Below are 19,383 nucleotides of genomic sequence, written 5' to 3'. Positions count from 1 at the left end.
GGGGTAAGATGACCGGCGCCCCTTTCACCCTCCCCGTCCATGCCCGCAGAACCGACCGGCAACGCCCCAGTTCCCGACCCGCGGATGGCGCAGGCGCTGAGCCGTGACCGGCGACGGGTGGTGTTGAGCTACCTGGTGATGGCGCTGGCCTGGATGATCTCCACCGACAGCGTGGTGCAGGCGCTGGTGCCCGATCCGCAGCAGGCGGCCCTGTGGCAAGGCCTGAAGGGCTCGTTCTTCGCCCTGGCCAGCGCGGGCCTGCTGTACCTGCTGCTGCGCCCGCTGGCCGAGCACGTGCTGCATACCCACGCCCGCCAGCAGGCCTCGGAGCTGCGCCTGCGGCAGATGTTCGAGGGCAACCCCGGCCCGATCCTCGTCTATGACCTGGACACATTGGCGATCCTCGACGCCAACCCAGCCGCCTGCACCGCTTTCGGCTGGGAGCGCGATGAGCTGCTGGAACAGACCATCGACGCCTTGTGGCCACCCGGCCAGGGCCAGGCGCTGCAGGCCAAGCTGGAGGCGATCCGCGAGGCGCCCGACGAGCTGTGCATCCTGCGCGCGCAGCTGCAGCTGCGCGATGGCGCGCTGCGGCAGATGGAACTGCGCTCCAACGCGATCAGTTACGACGGTCACAATGCGCGCCTGCTGATCGCCATCGATCGCACTGCCGAGGACCTGGCCCAGCTGCGTCGCGACCAGGCGCTGGCACGGGTGGAAGAAGCCCACGAACTGGCCCGCATCGGCGCCTGGGAGCTGGACCCGTCCACCGGGCTGGGCCGCTATTCCAACCAGGTCTATCGCCTGCTCGGCCGCCGCCCGCCCGAAGCCCGCCGCTGGCACCGCTTCGACGAACTGCTGGTGCCGGCCGACCCGGCCACCGCCACCCAGACCGAGCAGCTGCTGGCCGAGCTGTGCTCCGGCGAGCCGGTACAGGTGGACGTGCTGCTGCCGCTGCTGTCGATGGACGGGCGCGCGCTGATGGTGCACCTGCGTGCCGCCAGTGGTCTCGATGAGGCTGGCCGCAACCGCGTGCTCGGCACGCTGCAGGACGTGACCGAACGCGAGCAGTCGCGGCGACTGCTGCGCGAGCGCGAGGAGCAGTTCCGCGAGCTGGTGCGGGTACTGCCCGACGGCGTGGTGATCCTCTCCGACGAACATGTGTTGTACGCCAACGCCTGGGCCGCCGGCCTGTTCGGCTACGGCAGCCATACCCTGCTGGGCGAGCCCTTGTCGGCGCTGGTCGCTGCCGCAGACCTGCCGCGGGTGCGCAGCCAGCTGCGTGCCGGCCAGCCGCACCTGGGACCAGGCCACAGCAGCGTGGTGGCCATGCAGCGCGGCGACGGCCGCAGCTTCCATGCCGGCCTGGCGGTGGGCGACGTGCGCTACGGTGGCCGCGACTGCAAGCTGCTGATCGTGCGCGACCTCAGTGATTCCGAGCGCATCCGCAGCGCGCTGGAAACCAGCAACCGCGAACTGCAGGCGATGGCCGGGCGGCTGTTCTCGCTGCAGGAGGACGAACGTCGTGCGATTTCGCGCGATCTGCACGATGACATCGGCCAGGCCATCACCGCGATCAAGCTGTCGGCGCACGCGGCGCTGGAAGAGGACGATCCGCAGCGGCGTGGGCAGGATCTGGCGCAGATCGTCAGCCTGGCCGACACCACCGTGGCCAAACTGCGCGACATCTCCACCCTGCTGCGCCCCCCGCAGCTGGATGCACTGGGCCTGGAGGCAGCACTCAGCTGGCAGGCGCGGGTTCTGTTCCGCTCCTCGCCGGTGGAGCTGCTGGCCGAGATCGAGCCGTTGCCGCATCGCCCCGACAACAGCATCGAACAGGCCTGCTTCCGCATCGCACAGGAAAGCCTGACCAATGCGCTGCGCCATGCGCGCGCCAGCCAGGTCCTGCTGCAGCTGCGCGATGTCGGCCAGCGCGGCCTGCACCTGCAGATCCGCGATGACGGCGAAGGCTTCGATCCGGACGGCCCGCGCGGCCTGGGCCTCATCGTGATGCGCGAGCGCGCACAGAGCGTCGGTGGCCACGTGCGGATTGAATCCGCGCATGGCGAAGGCACCCTGGTCGATGTCCACCTCCCCTACCAGGCGGCCAGCAGGGCTGCCGTCGATTCACCGGAATACTGAACCATGTGGAATCCCAACCTGCCCCCGGTCAGCATCGATGACGCTCCCGACCGCCTTGGCGCCGGCAACCCCGAGCTGCAGGCAATGGTTGCCGAGGCAGCCTCAGGCGGCATCGCACTGATGCTGATGCACGTGGACATCGACCATTTCGCATCGGTCAATGAAAACATGAGTGCCGAAGTGGGCGACCAGGCGCTGGTGCTGGTGGCACAGCGCCTGCAGTCCTACCTGCGCGGGCGCGGCAAGTTGTGGCGACATGGCAGCGACGAGTTCCTGATCGCGGTGCCGCGCACCGCCGATCTGCCGTTGCCGGAGGATTTCGCCGAGGAGATCCGCCAACAGATGGAGCTGCCGTTGTCGGTGCTGCCGTACACGTTGTTCATGACCGGCAAGCTGGGCGTGAGCCTGTGCCCGGAACATGCCAGCAGCACCTCGCGCCTGCTCGACCATGCCGAGGATGCGCTGTACCAGGCCGCCCGCGAAGGCGGCAATGCCGTGCGCATCCATGCGGTGGACACCCCGCCAAGCGCGCACAGCGAGAGCATCATCGCGCGCCAGATCGTCGATGCCATTCCCAATGGCGAGCTGAAGCTGCGCTACCAGCCACTGGTAAGCGCGCGCGACGGCCACGTGGTGGGCATGGAAGCGCTGCTGCGTTGGCAGTCGCCGACCCTGGGCATGCTGGTGCCGGAGCGCTTCATGCGCACCGCCGAACGCCTGGGGATCATCGTGCAGATCGGCACCTGGGTGCTGGAAGGCGCCTTGAAGCAGGCGCGGCTGTGGCGCGACCAGGGCTTCGATGACTTCACCATCGCAGTGAACGTGTCCACCCTGCAGCTGCTGCGGCCGAACTTCTTCGCCGAAGTGATGTCACTGCTGCAGGCGGCGGGCGTACCGGCGCACATGCTGACGCTGGAGATCAACGAGAGTGCGCTGACCAACAACGTCAATTTCGTCCACGAAACGCTGGCCAACCTGCGCAATGAAGGCATCAGCCTGAGCCTGGACAACTTCGGTACCGGCGACTCCAGCCTCAGCGCGCTGGTGCGCTACCCGGTGGACAAGCTGAAGATCGACCGCAGTTTCATCAAGAGCGCGCCGGCCGGCAATCGTGAAGCGGCCATCGCCCGCGCGATCATCGCCATGGGCCACCAGCTGGGCATGACCGTGATCGCCAACGGCGTGGAATCGCAGGCGCAGCTGGGCTTCCTGCGCCGCAACGACTGCGACGTGTTCCAGGGCTACCTGTTCGGCGAACCGATGTCGGCCGATGCCGCCGGCATGACCCTGCGCCGCCGCTACCTGCGCCCGGAAGCCTTCGCCGAGACGCGCCCGGACCGGACGCTGCTGCTGCTGGATGATGAGGAAAACGTGCTGCGCTCGCTGGTGCGCCTGTTCCGCCGCGACGGCTACCGCATCCTGGCCGCCGGCAACGTGCGCGATGCGTTCGACCTGCTGGCGATCAACGACGTGCAGGTGATCCTGTCCGACCAGCGAATGAGCGACATGAGCGGCACCGAGTTCCTGGGCCGGGTGAAGATGCTGTACCCGGATACGATCCGCCTGGTGCTGTCGGGCTACACCGATCTGAACACGGTGACCGATGCGATCAACCGCGGCGCGATCTATCGCTTCCTGACCAAGCCGTGGAACGACGACGAGCTGCGCAAGCACATCCACCAGGCGTTCCGCACGTACGAGGAACAGCGCCGCAGCAATGCCGGCCCGGCGCCGGTGGAGAGCGGAGATGGCGGCGAGGAGCGCCCATTGCGGTAACCATCCCCTCTGGTAGAGCCGGCCGCTGGCCGGCTGCTCTGGATATCGGGTTCAATGAGGTTGCCGGCCAGCGGCCGGCACTGCCAGAAGCGGTCAGCGCGGCTGCTTGACCGGCAGCACCACGCGGAAGCGCGAGCCCACGCCGGGCGTGCTGTCCAGATCGATGCGGCCGTGGTGCTTGTTGATGATGCTGTAGGAGATCGACAGGCCCAGGCCGGTGCCACTGCCCACCGGCTTGGTGGTGAAGAACGGATCGAAGATGCGCTGGCGCAGTTCCGGCGAGATGCCACCGCCGGTATCTTCGAACTCGACCCAAACGTGATCGCCATCAACGCCGGTACGCACCGTGATCGTGCCGCGCTCGGCGATGGCATGGCCGGCGTTGAGCAGCAGGTTCATGTAGACCTGGTTCAACTCCGATGGCAGGCACTCCACCAGGGGCAACTGGCCGAACTCGCGCACCAGGGTGACCTTGTACTTGAGTTCGTTCCAGATGATGTTGATGGTCGATTCCAGGCCCGCGTGCAGGTCGACCAGCTTCCACGACTCGTCGCGGCCGGAATACGAGAAATCCTTCAGGTCGCGCACGATGCGGGTGACCCGCTCGATGCCTTCACGCGATTCCGCCATCAGCTGCGGCAGGTCGCGGCTGATGAAATCGATATCCAGACGGTCACGGATATCATCGATTTCCGGAATCAGCGCTTTCGGGTCCGGTGCGCGCAGGGCGCGCTCGTAGGCTTCGATCACGGTGAACAGGCTGCGCAGGTATTCCTGCAGGCTGCCCAGGTTGGAGTGCACGTAACCGATCGGGTTGTTGATCTCGTGCGCGACGCCGGCGGCCAGCTGGCCGATCGACGCCATCTTCTCCGACTGCAGCAGCTTTTCCTGGGTGCCATTGAGGCGCAGGTAGGCCTGGCGCAGTTCGGCATGGCGCTGCTGCAGCTCGCGTTCGTAGTCTTCCTGCCCTTCGATGTGGCGGAACAGGGCGAGGAAATGCCCCTGGCCGACCGGACCATGGTGGTACAGATGGGCGATGACCACGCCCTCGCCCAGCGGCAGGCTGCCATTCCAGTGACCATGCTGGCGAGCCTGTTCCAGCGCATCGGGCGGCAGCAGTTCGCGCAGGCGCTGCGGCGGCGGCAACCCGCCGTCCTCGCCACTGGCCAGCAGGTTCTGTGCGGCCGGATTGGCCAGGGCCACCCGCCCGTCATCGGTGAACAGCAGCAGGCCTTCGCGCAGGCGCTCAAGCAGGGCCTGCAGCACCGGCTGCGGCGGAAGGGGGGCGGTAACCAGGGCGTTGGCAGCGGACACGGCGACTCGGGACGTTCGAACAGGCGCCCAATATACGCGGTCATGCAGCGGGCTTCAGCCCGCCGTGAGGGGTTATGCGACCGCCGTCGCCTCAGGCGACGGCGAGGGGCCGGCCGATGCTGACCGTGTGCGACTGGCCCTTGGCATCGTAGGCCGAGGCGTCTTCGGTGCGGCCGAGCTGGCGCAGCGCCCAGTTCACCTCGCGGCGGCGGCGCGACAGCAGCACGCCGTTGGCCCGGTTGCGCTCGGCCAGTTCCTGCAGCTGTTCGCCCTCGCCCACCGGTGGCGCGCCTTCCAGCGCACGCAACGCTTCCAGCTTGGCGCCGGTAGCCCGGATCAGGGCGTGCACGTCGTGCTCGACCAGGGCCTGGCGTTCAACGTCCAGGGCCTGGGCGAGACGCTGCAGCGGCTCGCTCATCGCCGCAGTCATCCGTGCAGCTGCTGGTCCAGATCGAGCATGCGCGATGCGATCGCGTCCGGATTGATCTTGTAGGTGCCGTTCTGCAGCGACTCGCGCACGGCGGCCACGCGCTGGGCGTCGATCGCCGGGGCGGTGGTCAGCTCGCGCTCGATGGCCTGCAGATTGGTGGCCTCGCCGGTCAGGCGCAGGCTGTCGGCCGCCTCGACCGGGCGCGCCGCCGCATCGGTGCTGACACCGGGCTTGTTGGCCGGGGTCGTCACGCTGCGCAGTGCCTGGGGGACCTGCAGGTTGCCGTCGATTTTCTGGCTCATGGGGTGTCCTGGAGTTGCCGTTCACAAGGGATAACGGCCGCAGGGCCGTGATCTTTAGCGATATTTTGCGGTAATTCAACGCGCCACGATTACGTCACCTGCGGCATCGACCGTGCCTTGCACGATCCGCCGCGAGGACAGGTTCTCGACCGAGACCCGTTCGTTCTCACCGGCATCACCCATCGCACGGCCGGCAATGCGGACCTCGACCGAGCCGCGACGCGACACCAGGGCCACATTGTCTCCTCGCTTGATGAGACGCTGCACCACCAGATCGTTGTTCGACAGCAGGGCTCCGGCCTGCAACGGACGGCGGGCGACGCGGCCGATCGCTGCATTGGGATCGGACAGCACCGCGCCGGCAATCCGGGCAGCGTCACGCTGGGCAGTGGTGATATCGGCGGCAGTGAGGGTTTCTCCAGTGCCGATTCCGCGGTTGAGCACCAGTACGGTCTGGTTGCGCCGCACCTTTACCGGCACGAACAGGCGCCAGCCGCCCGCGTCCGGACAGCTGACTTCCACCGTGGTGTTGGCGGTGGGCTGCACCTGTAACGCCCCCCCGCACTTCGGCAGGCGCAGCGCATCGGCCACCTGGGCCTCGCCCTCGCTGCCCGCCGGCAGCGTCGACAAGGCCGCCGCGCGGATGCTTGCCACCGGCTGCCAGTCGGCGGCAGCCGCCCACGGCGAGGCCACGGCCAGCGCGATGGCGAATAGAGATGTGACCCGGCACATGGCGCCTCCTTCAATCGGCAAGAGCTGGCCCAGGTGCGTGCAAGGGGTGTGCCAGAGGGGCACTTGTAGAGTCAGGCCATGCTCGACCGCTTTGCGCCCAACAGCCAGCCGAGCATCGCTCGAGGCTACAAGAGCCTCGGTCGAACATGGCGCGACAACACAATTGCGGTGTGGAGCGCGCAGTGGCAGAGCGCCCTCAAGTTTGGCACCCAACGCGCCGATACAGCAGCCATGTCCCATGACCTGCTCAACCGGATCGACCAGCGGACCCGCCTGGCCGGCCACAACCGCCTGGCGCTGCTGCTGTTCCGTCTCGGCGGACGTCAGCTTTTTGGCGTCAATGTCTTCAAGGTGCAGGAAGTCCTGCGGCGCCCCGAGCTGTTCCAGGTACCCGGCCTGCCCAGCCAGTTCGCCGGCGTGGCCGACGTGCGCGGCCGCTCGGTGCCGGTGCTGGACCTGGGCCTGGCCATCGGCCACCCCGAACGTGAGCCCGATGCCGATACCTCGCCGGGTTACCTGGTCGTCGCCGAATTCAACCGCTCGATCCAGGGGTTCCTGGTCAGCGGCGTCGAACGCATCGTCAACATCGCGGTGGAAGACATCCACCCGCCGCCGGAGCTTGGCGCCGAGTCGAGCTACCTGACTGCGGTAACCCGCTTCCAGGGTGAGCTGATCCAGGTGATCGACGTTGAAAGCGTGCTGGCCGATATCGCCCAGGTCCGCGGTGACGCCGTACTCGATCCGGCGATGGCAATGCCCGCCGATGGCCCCCAGCTGCAGGTGCTGGTGGTGGACGACTCGCGCGTGGCCCGCCAGCAGATCCGCAGCGTGCTGGATCAGTTGGGCGTGGGTGCCACCCTGCTTTCCGATGGCAAGCAGGCTCTCGACCACCTCTTGCAGATCCAAGCCTCGGGCGAAAACCCCGCCGAACGCTATGCCATGGTCATCTCCGACATCGAGATGCCGGCCATGGACGGGTACACGCTGACGACGGAAATCCGGCGCCATCCGGGCCTGGCCGGCCTCTACGTGCTGCTGCACACCTCGCTGTCGGGTGTCTTCAACAACGCCATGGTCGAGCGTGTCGGCGCCAACGCCTTCGTCGCCAAGTACTCGCCGCACGAGCTGGCTGACTTCGTGCTGGACCGCCTGCGCAAGGTGGCGATGGCGGCCTGACGGCCACTGATCCGGTAGTGCCGGCCGCTGGCCGGCAACCGCAGATCCATCGGGGAGCCGGCCCGCGGCCGGCACAACCCTCTCGAATTTGGCACACCCCTTGCAGCTTCCCGGGCAACGTTCCTGTGGGAGTGCATCGTGCGCAACCTGATTACCGATTACCTGGGTGTCCACGCCCAGGCCATGCCGTTGCGCGAACAGCGCATGAAGCTGATCGCCAGCAACCTCGGCAACGCCGACACCCCCGGCTACAAGGCCCAGGACCTGGACTTCGATGCCGCCCTGCGCCACGCCCAGGGGCTGGATGCCAACGGTCTGATGACCACCACCAACGAGCAGCACTACGAAATCAGTAGTGGCCTGAACCCGTTCCAGGTGGCCCGCGAAGGGGTGCAGCCCAGCCTGGACGGCAACACCGTCGACCCCGATGCAGAGCGCGCCGCCTATGGCCGTGCCGCCCTGGAATACCGCGCCTCGCTCAGCTTCGTCGAAAGCAAGGTGCGTTCCATGCTGACCGCGATCACGGGGCAATAAGCCATGAGCAATCTGCCGATCTTCGATATCGCCGGTTCCGCGCTGCAGGCGCAGTCGGTGCGCATGAGCACCATCGCCTCCAACCTGTCCAACGCTGACAGCATCGCCGGCTCGGCCGACGCGGTGTACAAGCCGCTGGAGCCGATCTTCCAGGCCGTTACCAGCAAGACTAATCCGAATGTCACTTCGGTGAAGGTGAAGGAAATCAGCCAGAGCGAAGCAGCGCCGATCAAGCGCTACGAGCCAGGCCACCCGCTGGCCGACGCCGAAGGCTACATCTACCAGCCCGACGTGGACCCGGTGGCGCAGATGGTCAACCTGATCTCGACCTCGCGCAATTACCAGGCCGGCGTGGAAATGCTGACCACCGCCAAGGAACTGGCCCTGGCCACCCTGACCATGGGCCGCTGAGGCGGACCCTTGAGGATTACCCGATGACCACCGTCTCTACCCAGACCAGCCAGGACGTGTACAGCGCCCTGGGCCTGACTGCCCCCAACAGCAACGCCAGCACGCGCAAGAGCACGCTGGATCAGGCCGATTTCCTGCGCCTGATGACCGAACAGCTGCAGCACCAGGACCCGCTGAAGCCGATGGACAACACGCAGATGGTCGCGCAGATGGCGCAGATGTCCACCGTGCAGGGCATTACCGATCTGAACACCACGGTGCAGGGCTTTCAGGAATCGATGGCCAGCGACCAGGTGCTGCGCGGCGCGGCACTGGTCGGCCACGAAGTGCTGGTGCCTTCCACCAAGATGGTGCTGGGCGATGAAGGCGGTGCCAGCGGCGTGGTTGCCGCACCGGGCGCCGGCATCGTGAACGTGACGGTGACCGATGCCAACGGCAACACGGTCACCCAGCTGAGTGTTGAAGCTACCGCCGCCGGCGAAACCGCCTTCGAGTGGGACGGCAAGGATGCCAACGGCAACCGCGTGGCTGCCGGCGATTACACCATTGCCGCCACCCACACCGACACCGCTGGCGCGGAAACCAAGCTGTCCACCTATGTGCAGGCGCCAGTGGAAAGCGTGACCGTCGGCTCGGACGGCCTGTACCTGAACCTGAAGGGCCTGGGCACGGCCCCGATCGACTACGTGCTCCGCGTCAGCTGAGCCGCACATCCCGCATCTACCAGGAGCATCCCATGGGCTTCAACATTTCACTGTCCGGCATCAATGCCGCCAACTCCGACCTGAGCGTCACCGCCAACAACGTCGCCAACGTCAACACCACCGGCTTCAAGGAATCGCGCGCCGAATTCGCCGACCTGTTCTCGGCCACCAGCTATGGCCTGTCGAAGAACTCGATCGGTTCGGGCGTGCGCGTTTCCAACGTGGCCCAGCAGTTCCTGCAGGGCAACAACGAGCAGACCGGGCGCAGCCTGGACATGGCCGTTTCCGGTGAGGGCTTCTTCACCATGAACATGAACGGTGCGCGCGTCTACACCCGTGCCGGCAACTTCCAGACCGATTCGGCCGGCTACGTGATCAACCCGCAGGGCGCACGCCTGCAGGTGTTCGCGCCGAACGCCGATGGCACCAACTTCGACGCCGGCCGCCTGGTCGACCTGCAGCTGCTGACCACCGACAGCCCGCCCAAGCAGACCAGCGAAGTGAAGGTGGGCTTCACCCTGCCGGCCAACGCCAGCGTACCGACCGTGGGCACCTTCGACCCGACCGATTCGAACAGCTACAACTTCTCCAGCGGCGGCATCACCGTGTACGACTCGCTGGGCGTCAGCCACACCCAGGTCTCGTACTTCGAAAAGCTGCCGGGCGTGAACCAGTGGCGCGTGCACAACTACGTTGACGGCCAGGCCGCGGGCACGCCCACCGACCTGGAATTCGACAACGCCGGCACCCTGATCGACCCGGCCGACGGCAAGATCAGCCTGGGCACGTTCACCCCGACCACCGGCGCGGGCGTGCTGAACATGACCCTGGATGTGACCGGCTCGACCCAGTACGGCGAGAAGTTCGCCCTGCGCAACACCCAGCAGGATGGCTACGCGGCCGGCAAGCTCAATGAAATCACCGTTTCGGAAAGCGGCGTGGTGTTTGCCCGCTACTCCAACGGCGATGACAAGGCGCTGGGCCAGGTGGCGCTGACCACCTTCAACAATCCGCAGGGCCTGGAAGCCAAGGGCAACAACCTGTGGGTGGAAACCTTCGATTCGGGCACCCCGCGCACCGGCTCTCCGGACACCTCGAACCTGGGCAAGATCCAGGCCGGCGCGCTGGAATCGTCCACCGTGGACCTGACCGAGCAGCTGGTGAACATGATCGTGGCCCAGCGCAACTTCCAGGCCAACGCGCAGATGATCACCACGCAGGACCAGATCACCCAGACCGTCATCAACATCCGTTGATGAGCTGCTGACCCTGTCACGGAACTCCCCGCATGGATAAAGCCCTTTACGTGGCGATGACCGGTGCCCGCGCCTCCCTGCAGGCGCAGGGTACGCTCAGCCACAACCTCGCCAACTCCGACACCCCCGGCTTCAAGGAAGCGCTGGCCAACACCGAGGCCTTCCCGATCCGTGGGCAGGGCTATGCCTCGCGGGTGGATGCGCTGCACGTCGACGCCGGTTTCAACCGCAGCGCCGGCGCGCAGCACATCACCGGCAAGCCGCTGGACCTGTCGTTGCAGACCGGCACCTGGCTGGCCGTGCAGGCCACCGATGGCAGCGAAGCCTACACCCGGGGGGCCGCGCTGTCGGTCACCCCCAACGGCCAGCTGGTGACCTCCAGCGGCCGTGCGGTGCTGGATGACAACAACAACCCGATCGCCATTCCGCCCTACCAGGCGATGGAAGTGGGCAACGACGGCACGATCTCGATCATTCCGCGGGGCGAAGGCCCGCAGACCATGGCGATGATCGGCCGCATCAAGATCGTGCAGGCGCCGGACGAGCGCCTGGAGCGCGGCCTGGACGGCCTGTTCCGCAACACCGACCCGCAGCAGCCCTTCGCCCAGGCGCAGGGCGCCACCGTGCACAGCGGCCAGCTGGAAGGCAGCAACGTGGACGCCGCCGGCGCGCTGGTGCAGATGATCCAGCTGCAGCGCCAGTACGAAATGCAGGTGCAGGTAATCAAGCACGGCGACGAGAACGCGCGCAGCGCCAACAGCCTGCTGCGCCTGGGCGGCTGACGGAATTCCGGCGCCGGCACGGGCCGGCGTTGGCACACCGCTTGCACAGCCTTCACCAACGGCCGCACCGCGCGGCCCGCTTCAGCCAGACAGGATTCCGAAGATGAACCAGGCATTGTGGATCGCAAAAACCGGACTGGATGCGCAGCAGACGCGCATGTCGGTGGTTTCCAACAACCTCGCCAATACCAACACCACCGGTTTCAAGCAGGACCGCGCCAGCTTCGAAGACCTGCTGTACCAACAGGTGCGCCAGCCCGGCGGCGCCAGTTCGGCACAGACGCAGCTGCCGACCGGCCTGCAGCTGGGTACCGGCGTGCGCGTGGTGGCCACCTCGAAGAACTTCGAACAGGGCAGCCAGCAGCAGACCGGCCGCGCGCTGGACGTGATGGTCAACGGCCGCGGCTTCTTCGAAGTGCAGCTGCCCGACGGCAGTTCCGCGTACACCCGTGATGGCTCGTTCAAGATCAACCAGGACAGCGAGCTGGTGACCAACACCGGCTATCCGGTGCAGCCGGGCATCCAGATTCCCGAAGGCGCGCAGTCGGTCACCATCGGCAGCGACGGCACCATCAGCGTAAAGATGGCCGACGACGCCGCTTCGGTGGAGGTGGGCGCACTGACCCTGACCGATTTCGTGAACCCGGCCGGCCTGCAGGCCCGCGGTGAAAACCTGTTCCTGGAAACCACGGCATCGGGCCCCGCACAGAACGGCAACCCCGGCCTGAACGGTCTGGGCACCGTGGTGCAGGGTGCGCTGGAAGGCAGCAACGTGAACGTGGTGGAAGAGCTGGTGTCGATGATCGAAACCCAGCGCGCCTACGAAATGAACGCCAAGGCCATTTCCACCACCGACGCCATGCTCGGCTACCTGAACCAGAACGTCTGACCGCAACCACCGGGATACCGCCATGTCGCCCTTCTCTACCCTCGCCCGCACCGCGCTGTGCTGCGCCGTGACCGCCCTGCTGGGCGGCTGCGTGATTGCCGGCGACGTGCGCCCCTACCCGGCCATGGCCCCGGTGCAGCCGATCGTGCCGATGCAGGCCGCGCCCACCGCCGGCGCCATCTATGCCGCCGGCCCGACGCTGAACCTGTATGCCGACCGCCGCGCCCGCGATGTCGGTGATCTGCTGACCATCACCCTGCTGGAAAACACCACCGCGCAGACCAGTGCCAACACTGCAACCAGCAAGGAATCGGGCCTGACCATCGGCTCACCCTCGCTGTTCGGCGCGCCGGTCACCCTGGGCGGCAAGGACATTCTGAGCGCCAGCGCCAATGGCGAACGCGAGTTCACCGGCAAGGGCAACAGCGCGCAGAGCAACCGCCTGCAGGGCAGCGTCACGGTCACGGTGATCCAGCGCCTGCCCAACGGCAACCTGGTGGTGCAGGGGCAGAAAAACCTGCGGCTGAACCAGGGTGATGAACTGGTGCAGGTGCAGGGCATCGTGCGCCCGGGCGACATCAGCCAGGACAACACCATCCCTTCCAGCCGCGTGGCCGAGGCCCGCATCGTCTACGGCGGCCGCGGCCCGGTCGCGCAGTCCAACGCGATGGGCTGGCTGAGCCGCTTCTTCAATTCCGGCCTGACGCCGTTCTGAGTATGGCCATGAAAGCTCTCTTCTCTTCTACGTGGCAGCGACGCATGGCGTCGCTCTACGGATCATTCTTCCTTCTGCTGGCAATGGCTGCGCCTGCCAGCGCCGAGCGCATCAAGGACCTGGCCCAGGTCGGCGGCGTGCGCGGCAATGCGCTGGTGGGCTATGGCCTGGTGGTCGGCCTGGATGGCAGCGGCGACCGTACCAGCCAGGCACCCTTTACAGTGCAGAGCCTGAAAAACCTGCTTGGCGAGCTGGGCGTGAACGTGCCGCCGAACGTCAATCCGCAGCTGAAGAACGTGGCCGCCGTGGCGATCCACGCCGAACTGCCGCCGTTCGCCAAGCCGGGCCAGCCGATCGACATCACCGTGTCTTCCATCGGCAACGCCGTGTCGCTGCGCGGCGGTTCGCTGCTGATGGCGCCGCTGCGCGGTGCCGACGGCCAGATCTATGCGATTGCCCAGGGCAACCTGATCGTGGGCGGCTTCGGTGCGCAGGGCAAGGATGGTTCGCGCGTGTCGGTGAACGTGCCCAGCGTGGGCCGCATTCCCGGCGGTGCCACCGTTGAACGTGCGCTGCCCGATGTGTTCGGTGCCAACGGCGAGATCACCCTGAACCTGCACAACAACGATTTCACCACCGTCTCGCGCATGGTTGGCGCGCTGAACAATGCCTTCGGCGAAGGCGCCGCGCGTGCGGTGGACGGCGTGACCGTGGCCGTGCGTGCGCCCACCGATCCCGGTGCCCGCATCGGTCTGCTGGCCCGCATTGAAAACCTGGAACTGACCCCGGGCAGCGCACCGGCCAAGGTGGTGGTCAATTCGCGCACCGGCACCGTGGTGATCGGCCAGCAGGTGCGCGTGGGGCCGGCAGCCATCTCGCACGGCTCGCTCACCGTGACCATCCAGGAAAACGCCAACGTCAGCCAGCCCAACGCGCTGGCCGGTGGCCAGACCGTGGTGACCCCGCAATCGACCATTACCGCCACCAACGATGGCAGCCGCATGTTCAAGTTCAGCGGCGGCACCAGCCTGGATGAAATCGTGCACGCGGTGAACGCGGTGGGTGCCGCGCCGGGCGACCTGATTGCGATCCTGGAAGCCCTGAAGCAGGCTGGTGCGCTGAGCGCCGAGCTTGAGGTGATCTGACATGCGTATCACCCCCGCCCTTGAGCTGCACCCGACGCAGCAGAACGATCCGGCCAAGATCGACAAGGTCGCACGCCAGCTGGAAGGCCAGTTCGCGCAGATGCTGGTGAAGAGCATGCGCGATGCCAGCTTCGGCGATTCGCTGTTCCCGGGTGAAAACAAGGTCTTCCGGGACATGTACGACCAGAAGATTGCCGAGACCCTGACCCGCGGCAAGGGCCTGGGCCTGCACGAAACCATCGCCCGCCAGTTGTCCGGCAACCAGGGCGACGCCCCGGCGCTGGACACCCGCGTGGACCCGGCCAAGGCCAGCCGCGCCTACCAGTTGAACGCACCGGCGCAGGCGCCGTCGCTGCCGCTGGAAGATGCCAGCAACGCACTGCGCATCCTGCAGCAGATGTCCGCAGGCGTGCAGGACGGCGCGCAATCGTCGGTGGCACCGATGGAACAGGCGCTGGACCTGATTGCCGGCCGCGAGAGCAGCAGCGCGCACCGTGCGCTGGGCACCGAGGATCCGTATGCGGGCAGCATTGGCGGTGCCGATTGGGCCGCCGCCAGCGACCAGTGGGCGCCCACGGCCAGCAACCGTGGCAGCACCGCCACCGCCGCCGACGCGCTGGCCAGCCGCACCGCGGTGGCCCAGCTGGGCGCACACACGCCGGAAGGCTTCGTGGCCAGCATCTGGCCGCATGCGCAGAACGCGGCCAAGGAACTGGGCGTGGATGCCCGCGCCCTGGTGGCCCAGGCCGCGCTGGAAACCGGCTGGGGCAAGCGCCAGATCAAGCATGCCGACGGCAGCACCTCGCACAACCTGTTCGGCATCAAGGCCACCGGCTGGAACGGCCAGAGCGCGGTGGCCGGCACCCACGAATACGTGGATGGCGTGCGCCGTAACGAAACCGCCAGCTTCCGCGCCTACAGCTCGCCGGCCGAAAGCTTCGCCGATTACGTGCGCCTGCTGAAGACCAGCCCGCGCTACCAGCAGGCCCTGCAGGCCGGCACCGATGTGCAGGGCTTCGCCCGTGGCCTGCAGCGTGCCGGCTATGCCACCGACCCGAGCTACGCCGCCAAGATCGCCGCCATTGCCGGTGGCCCGACCATCGAACGCGCGGTAGCCGCGGTGACCGATGCCGGCGCCCGCCTTGGCCAGACCTTCGCCAGCACCGCAACCGCGGCGCTGGGTATCACCCGCCGTTGAGGAACCCCATGTCCAGCGTCCTTTCCACCGGTACCAACGCCCTGCTCGCCTTCCAGCGTGCCCTGGCGACGACCAGCCACAACGTCGCCAACATCAACACGCCCGGCTACAGCCGGCAGAAGGTCGACTTTGCCACCGCCGATCCGCAGAACTTCGGCTACGGTGATGTCGGCAACGGTACGCGTATCGTTGACATCCGCCGCACCGCCGACCAGCTGGCCATTTCCCGCCTGCTGGACAGCAGCGGCGAACTGGCGCGGCTGAAGCAGCTTTCCACCATGGCCGACCGCGTCGATGCGCTGTTCTCGGACACCGCCACCAATGTGTCCGGCGTGTGGTCCAACTTCTTCGATTCGGTCAGCGGCCTGTCGTCCAACGCGTCGGGCAGCGCCGACCGGCAGAACGTGCTGGACAGCGCCAACACGCTGGCCAACCGCTTCCAGCAGCTCAACAACAGCCTGAACACGCTCAACAGCGAAGTGAACAACGGCCTGACCGCGGCCGCCACCGAAATCAACCGGCTGGCTGCGGAAATCGCCCAGATCAACGGGGTGATCGGCAGCAATGCGGCCACTGCTGCGCCCGACCTGCTGGACCGCCGTGACCAGCTGATCGCCAACCTGGTGGGCTACACCGGCGGCACCGCCGTGGCCCAGGATGGCGGCACCCTGAACGTGTACACCGCCGGCGGCCAGGCCCTGGTGGTCGGTACCACCGCCTCGAAGGTGACCACGGTCACCGACCCCTACCAGCCCGAGCGCCTGCAACTGGCGCTGCAGACCCAGGGCGGCAAGATCACCCTGGACCCGAAGCAGCTGGGCGGCCAGGTCGGTGGCATGCTGGAATTCCGCGACACCGTGCTGACCCCGGCCCAGGCCGAACTGGGCAAGCTGGCCGTGGGCCTGGCGACCACGTTCAACGAGACCCACCGCAACGGCGTGGATCTGTACGGCAACATGGGCGGCGACCTGTTCAACATCGGCAGCCCGCGGGTGACCGGCAATACCAGCAATACCGGCACTGCCTCGATCACCGCCAGCTACGGCGACCTGTCATCGCTGGATGCACAGAACATCGTGCTGAAGTATGACGGCACCCAGTGGCTGGCGATGCGTTCGGACACCGGCGCCAGCGTGGCCATGACCGGTACCGGCACCGCCACCGATCCGCTGAAGATCAATGGCGTGGAGCTGGTGGTGAGCGGCACCCCGGCCACCAATGACCGCTTCCTGCTGCAGCCCACCGCGGGCGTGGCCGGCAGCATCGGCGTGGCGATCACCGATACCTCGCGCCTGGCCGCGGCCGCGCCGATCAAGGGCAGTGCCGCGCTGGCCAACACCGGCACCGGCAAGCTGAGCGACGTGAAGGTGGCCGACGCCAGCAACGCCAACCTGCGCAACCCTGCCGCAATCGTGTTCACCTCGGCCACCGAATACACCATCGATGGCAATGGACCGTTCACCTACACCGCCGGCCAGGCGATCACCGCCAATGGCTGGAGTTTCGTGCTCGATGGCGCGCCGAAGACCGGCGATACCTTCAACATCACCCCCACCCCGGTCGGTTCGTCCGACAACAGCAATGCCCTGGCCCTGGCCAAGGTCGAGGACGCCAAGGCATTCAACGCCGGCACCATCACGTTGAACGGCGCACTGGGCGGGCTGACCACGCAGGTGGGCGCCGCCGCCCGTGCAGCGGAATATTCGCTGGATGCGCAGCAGGTGATCACCGACCAGGCACAGTCCGCGCGCGATTCGATTTCCGGGGTGAACCTGGATGAAGAAGCTGCCGACATGCTGCGCCTGCAACAGGCCTACCAGGCCGCCTCGCAGCTGATTTCCACTGCCGACACCATGTTCCAGACCATCCTGGGAGCTGTATCGCGATGAACAACCGCATTTCCACCGGGATGATGTTCAGCCAGTCCGTCTCGCTGATGTTGTCCAAGCAGGCCAAGATGAGTCACCTGGAACAGCAGCTGGCCACCGGCCAGCGCCTGGTGTCGGCCAAGGACGACCCGGTCGCCGCCGGCACCGCGGTCAGCCTGGACCGCGCCGTGGCCGAACTGGACCGCTTCAAATCCAACGCCGACGTGGTGCAGAACCGTCTGGGCCTGCAGGAAAACGCCCTGTCCGGCGCCAACGAACTGATGGCGCGCATTACCGAATTGACCCTGCAGGCCAACAACCCTGCCCTGTCGGCGGCCGACCTGAAGTCGATCGGCTCGGAGCTGCAGACGGTGTACGACAGCCTGCTGTCGCTGGCCAACACCACCGACGGCACGGGCCGCTACCTGTTCGGCGGCACCGACGATGCCGACGCGCCGTTCAAGCTGAGTAACGGTACGGTCAGCTACAACGGCGACCAGACCCAGCGCCAGGTGGAAGTGGCACCGGATACCTTCGTGAAGGATGCCCTGCCCGGCAGCGAGATTTTCCTGCGCATCCGCACCGGCGATGGCACCCTGGATGGTGCGGCTGCAGCCGGCAATACCGGCAATGGCGTGCTCACCACCTTTGGTTTGAATTCTTCTTCCGGCAATTGGAATGGCGGCAGCTATTCCTTGAACTTTACCGCTGCCGACCAGTACGAAGTGCTCGATTCCACCGGCACCGTGGTCGGCACCGGCACGTTCAAGGCCGGCGAGGACATCAGCTTCGAAGGCGTGTCGATGCGTATCGAAGGCGCGCCCGCGGCCGGCGACAGCTTCAGCATCGGCCCGTCGGGCACCCGCGATGTGTTTTCCACGGTGCAGGGCATGATCGATGCGCTCAACACCGCCGCCAACACCCCCGCCGAGGTGGCCAACCAGCAGAACGCACTGCAGTCGGGCATCCGCGATATCGCCCGCGCCGCCGAACAGTTCATCGACGCGCGCTCGGCCGGTGGTGCGCAGCTGAAGGCCATCGACGATGCCGCCGCCACCCGCGAATCCAACGCGGTCACCCTGAAAACCACGCTGTCGTCGATCCGCGACCTGGATTACGCCGAAGCCGTGGGCCAGTACCAGCTTGAACAGATCGCGCTGCAGGCCGCGCAGACGATCTTTACCCAGATGCAGCAGATGTCGCTGTTCAACGCGATCCGCTGAGCAGGCGCCTTCGTCGCGCGGCACTCCCCCGGGCCGCGCGACGAAGGCCGCTGAACCGCAGCCCGCCTGGGCTGCGGCACCCAACCACCGCCCTTCGGGACGGTGGCGTTGGCGTTTGTGCTAAAGACCGCCTTCCTGGCGCCGTTACTGGACCTTGCAAACGCGAAACACCTTCGCGTCGTGCATCGGTCGGCCACCTCGCGCCGGCCTTCGCCCACAGGAAGAGAAAAAATGGCACAAGTCATCAATACCAACGTGATGTCGCTGAACGCTCAGCGCAATCTGTCCACCAGCGGCAACAGCCTGGCGACCACGATCCAGCGCCTGTCCTCGGGCCTGCGCATCAACAGCGCCAAGGACGACGCCGCCGGCCTGGCGATCTCCGAGCGTTTCAGCACCCAGATCCGCGGTCTGGACGTTGCCGTGCGCAACGCCAACGACGGCATCTCGCTGGCCCAGACCGCCGAAGGCGCGATGGTTGAAATCGGCAACAACCTGCAGCGCATCCGTGAACTGTCGGTGCAGTCGGCCAATGCCACCAACTCCGACAGCGACCGCGAAGCACTGAACGGCGAAGTCAAGCAGCTGACCTCGGAAATCGACCGCGTTGCCCGCCAGACCAACTTCAACGGCACCAGCCTGCTGGACGGCACGTTCTCCGGCGCGCAGTTCCAGATCGGCGCGGATGCGGGCCAGACCATTGGCATCAACTCGATCGTCAATGCCCGCACCAGCTCGCTGGGTTCGGGTCTGTTCGCCGCAACCCAGACGAGCACTGCCGCAGTG

At 66.8% G+C, this 19,383-nt stretch carries 19 protein-coding genes; 15 read left to right on the top strand and 4 right to left on the bottom strand.

Annotation, left to right across the window (positions count from 1 at the left end; translation table 11 throughout):
• Positions 1-39 precede the first annotated feature (39 nt).
• Entirely contained in the window at positions 40-2,142 is a 2,103-nt protein-coding gene (locus A7X97_RS06595) for a sensor histidine kinase (RefSeq protein ID WP_032954159.1), read from the top strand.
• A 3-nt stretch (positions 2,143-2,145) separates the two neighbouring features.
• Positions 2,146-3,918, top strand: a complete 1,773-nt coding sequence (locus A7X97_RS06590; RefSeq protein WP_065196741.1) for an EAL domain-containing protein — start codon at positions 2,146-2,148, stop codon at positions 3,916-3,918.
• A gap of 93 nt (positions 3,919-4,011) precedes the next feature.
• On the opposite strand, the gene A7X97_RS06585 is transcribed toward A7X97_RS06590, so the two are convergent.
• The 4 genes from A7X97_RS06585 to flgA all read right to left on the bottom strand — a co-directional run bounded on the left by A7X97_RS06585 (position 4,012) and on the right by flgA (position 6,696).
• A complete protein-coding gene (locus A7X97_RS06585; protein WP_053496680.1) occupies positions 4,012-5,232 on the bottom strand; it encodes an ATP-binding protein in 1,221 nt (406 codons plus the stop codon).
• A gap of 91 nt (positions 5,233-5,323) precedes the next feature.
• On the bottom strand, positions 5,324-5,662 hold the full coding sequence (locus A7X97_RS06580; protein ID WP_014037132.1) for a FlgN family protein: 339 nt from the start codon (positions 5,660-5,662) through the stop codon (positions 5,324-5,326).
• Positions 5,659-5,964: a flagellar biosynthesis anti-sigma factor FlgM gene (gene flgM / locus A7X97_RS06575; RefSeq protein WP_005409579.1), complete on the bottom strand. Its 306-nt coding sequence runs from the start codon at positions 5,962-5,964 to the stop codon at positions 5,659-5,661. Before flgM ends, A7X97_RS06580 begins: the two co-directional genes overlap by 4 nt.
• Positions 5,965-6,039: 75 nt before the next feature.
• Entirely contained in the window at positions 6,040-6,696 is a 657-nt protein-coding gene (flgA, locus tag A7X97_RS06570; protein ID WP_005416463.1) for a flagellar basal body P-ring formation chaperone FlgA, read from the bottom strand.
• Between the two features lie 231 nt (positions 6,697-6,927).
• Here flgA and A7X97_RS06565 point away from each other — a divergent pair, with 231 nt between their 5' ends.
• The 13 genes from A7X97_RS06565 to A7X97_RS06505 all read left to right on the top strand — a co-directional run.
• A complete protein-coding gene (locus A7X97_RS06565; RefSeq protein ID WP_111007705.1) occupies positions 6,928-7,872 on the top strand; it encodes a chemotaxis protein in 945 nt (314 codons plus the stop codon).
• A gap of 138 nt (positions 7,873-8,010) precedes the next feature.
• Positions 8,011-8,406, top strand: coding sequence for a flagellar basal body rod protein FlgB (flgB, locus tag A7X97_RS06560; protein WP_075075988.1), 396 nt, complete (start codon positions 8,011-8,013; stop codon positions 8,404-8,406).
• A gap of 3 nt (positions 8,407-8,409) precedes the next feature.
• Complete coding sequence (gene flgC / locus A7X97_RS06555; RefSeq protein ID WP_075075989.1) at positions 8,410-8,817, top strand: flagellar basal body rod protein FlgC; 408 nt, start codon at positions 8,410-8,412, stop codon at positions 8,815-8,817.
• A gap of 23 nt (positions 8,818-8,840) precedes the next feature.
• Entirely contained in the window at positions 8,841-9,521 is a 681-nt protein-coding gene (locus tag A7X97_RS06550; RefSeq protein ID WP_049461069.1) for a flagellar hook assembly protein FlgD, read from the top strand.
• A gap of 32 nt (positions 9,522-9,553) precedes the next feature.
• Positions 9,554-10,777: a flagellar hook protein FlgE gene (flgE, locus tag A7X97_RS06545; protein WP_049461067.1), complete on the top strand. Its 1,224-nt coding sequence runs from the start codon at positions 9,554-9,556 to the stop codon at positions 10,775-10,777.
• Between the two features lie 32 nt (positions 10,778-10,809).
• Complete coding sequence (locus A7X97_RS06540; protein ID WP_075075990.1) at positions 10,810-11,559, top strand: flagellar basal body rod protein FlgF; 750 nt, start codon at positions 10,810-10,812, stop codon at positions 11,557-11,559.
• Between the two features lie 103 nt (positions 11,560-11,662).
• Positions 11,663-12,448: a flagellar basal-body rod protein FlgG gene (gene flgG / locus A7X97_RS06535; RefSeq protein WP_049461063.1), complete on the top strand. Its 786-nt coding sequence runs from the start codon at positions 11,663-11,665 to the stop codon at positions 12,446-12,448.
• A 22-nt stretch (positions 12,449-12,470) separates the two neighbouring features.
• On the top strand, positions 12,471-13,163 hold the full coding sequence (gene flgH, locus A7X97_RS06530) for a flagellar basal body L-ring protein FlgH (RefSeq protein WP_049461061.1): 693 nt from the start codon (positions 12,471-12,473) through the stop codon (positions 13,161-13,163).
• Between the two features lie 2 nt (positions 13,164-13,165).
• The gene (locus tag A7X97_RS06525; RefSeq protein ID WP_087786533.1) at positions 13,166-14,308 is read left to right on the top strand and encodes a flagellar basal body P-ring protein FlgI; all 1,143 of its coding nucleotides are present in this window, start codon (positions 13,166-13,168) and stop codon (positions 14,306-14,308) included.
• Position 14,309: 1 nt separating this feature from the next.
• On the top strand, positions 14,310-15,506 hold the full coding sequence (flgJ, locus tag A7X97_RS06520) for a flagellar assembly peptidoglycan hydrolase FlgJ (RefSeq protein WP_049461058.1): 1,197 nt from the start codon (positions 14,310-14,312) through the stop codon (positions 15,504-15,506).
• Positions 15,507-15,514: 8 nt separating this feature from the next.
• On the top strand, positions 15,515-17,395 hold the full coding sequence (flgK, locus tag A7X97_RS06515) for a flagellar hook-associated protein FlgK (protein ID WP_049461056.1): 1,881 nt from the start codon (positions 15,515-15,517) through the stop codon (positions 17,393-17,395).
• On the top strand, positions 17,392-18,597 hold the full coding sequence (gene flgL / locus A7X97_RS06510) for a flagellar hook-associated protein FlgL (protein ID WP_049461054.1): 1,206 nt from the start codon (positions 17,392-17,394) through the stop codon (positions 18,595-18,597). The genes flgK and flgL overlap by 4 nt, the downstream gene beginning before the upstream one ends.
• Positions 18,598-18,828: 231 nt before the next feature.
• A partial coding sequence (locus A7X97_RS06505; RefSeq protein ID WP_484359122.1) for a flagellin N-terminal helical domain-containing protein occupies positions 18,829-19,383 on the top strand: 555 nt, incomplete at its 3' end.

This window comes from Stenotrophomonas sepilia (genome assembly GCF_003244875.1).
Classification (GTDB): domain Bacteria; phylum Pseudomonadota; class Gammaproteobacteria; order Xanthomonadales; family Xanthomonadaceae; genus Stenotrophomonas; species Stenotrophomonas sepilia.
The sequence above is the reverse complement of the archived record's forward strand: the minus strand, read 5'-3'. Positions and strand labels throughout refer to the sequence as shown.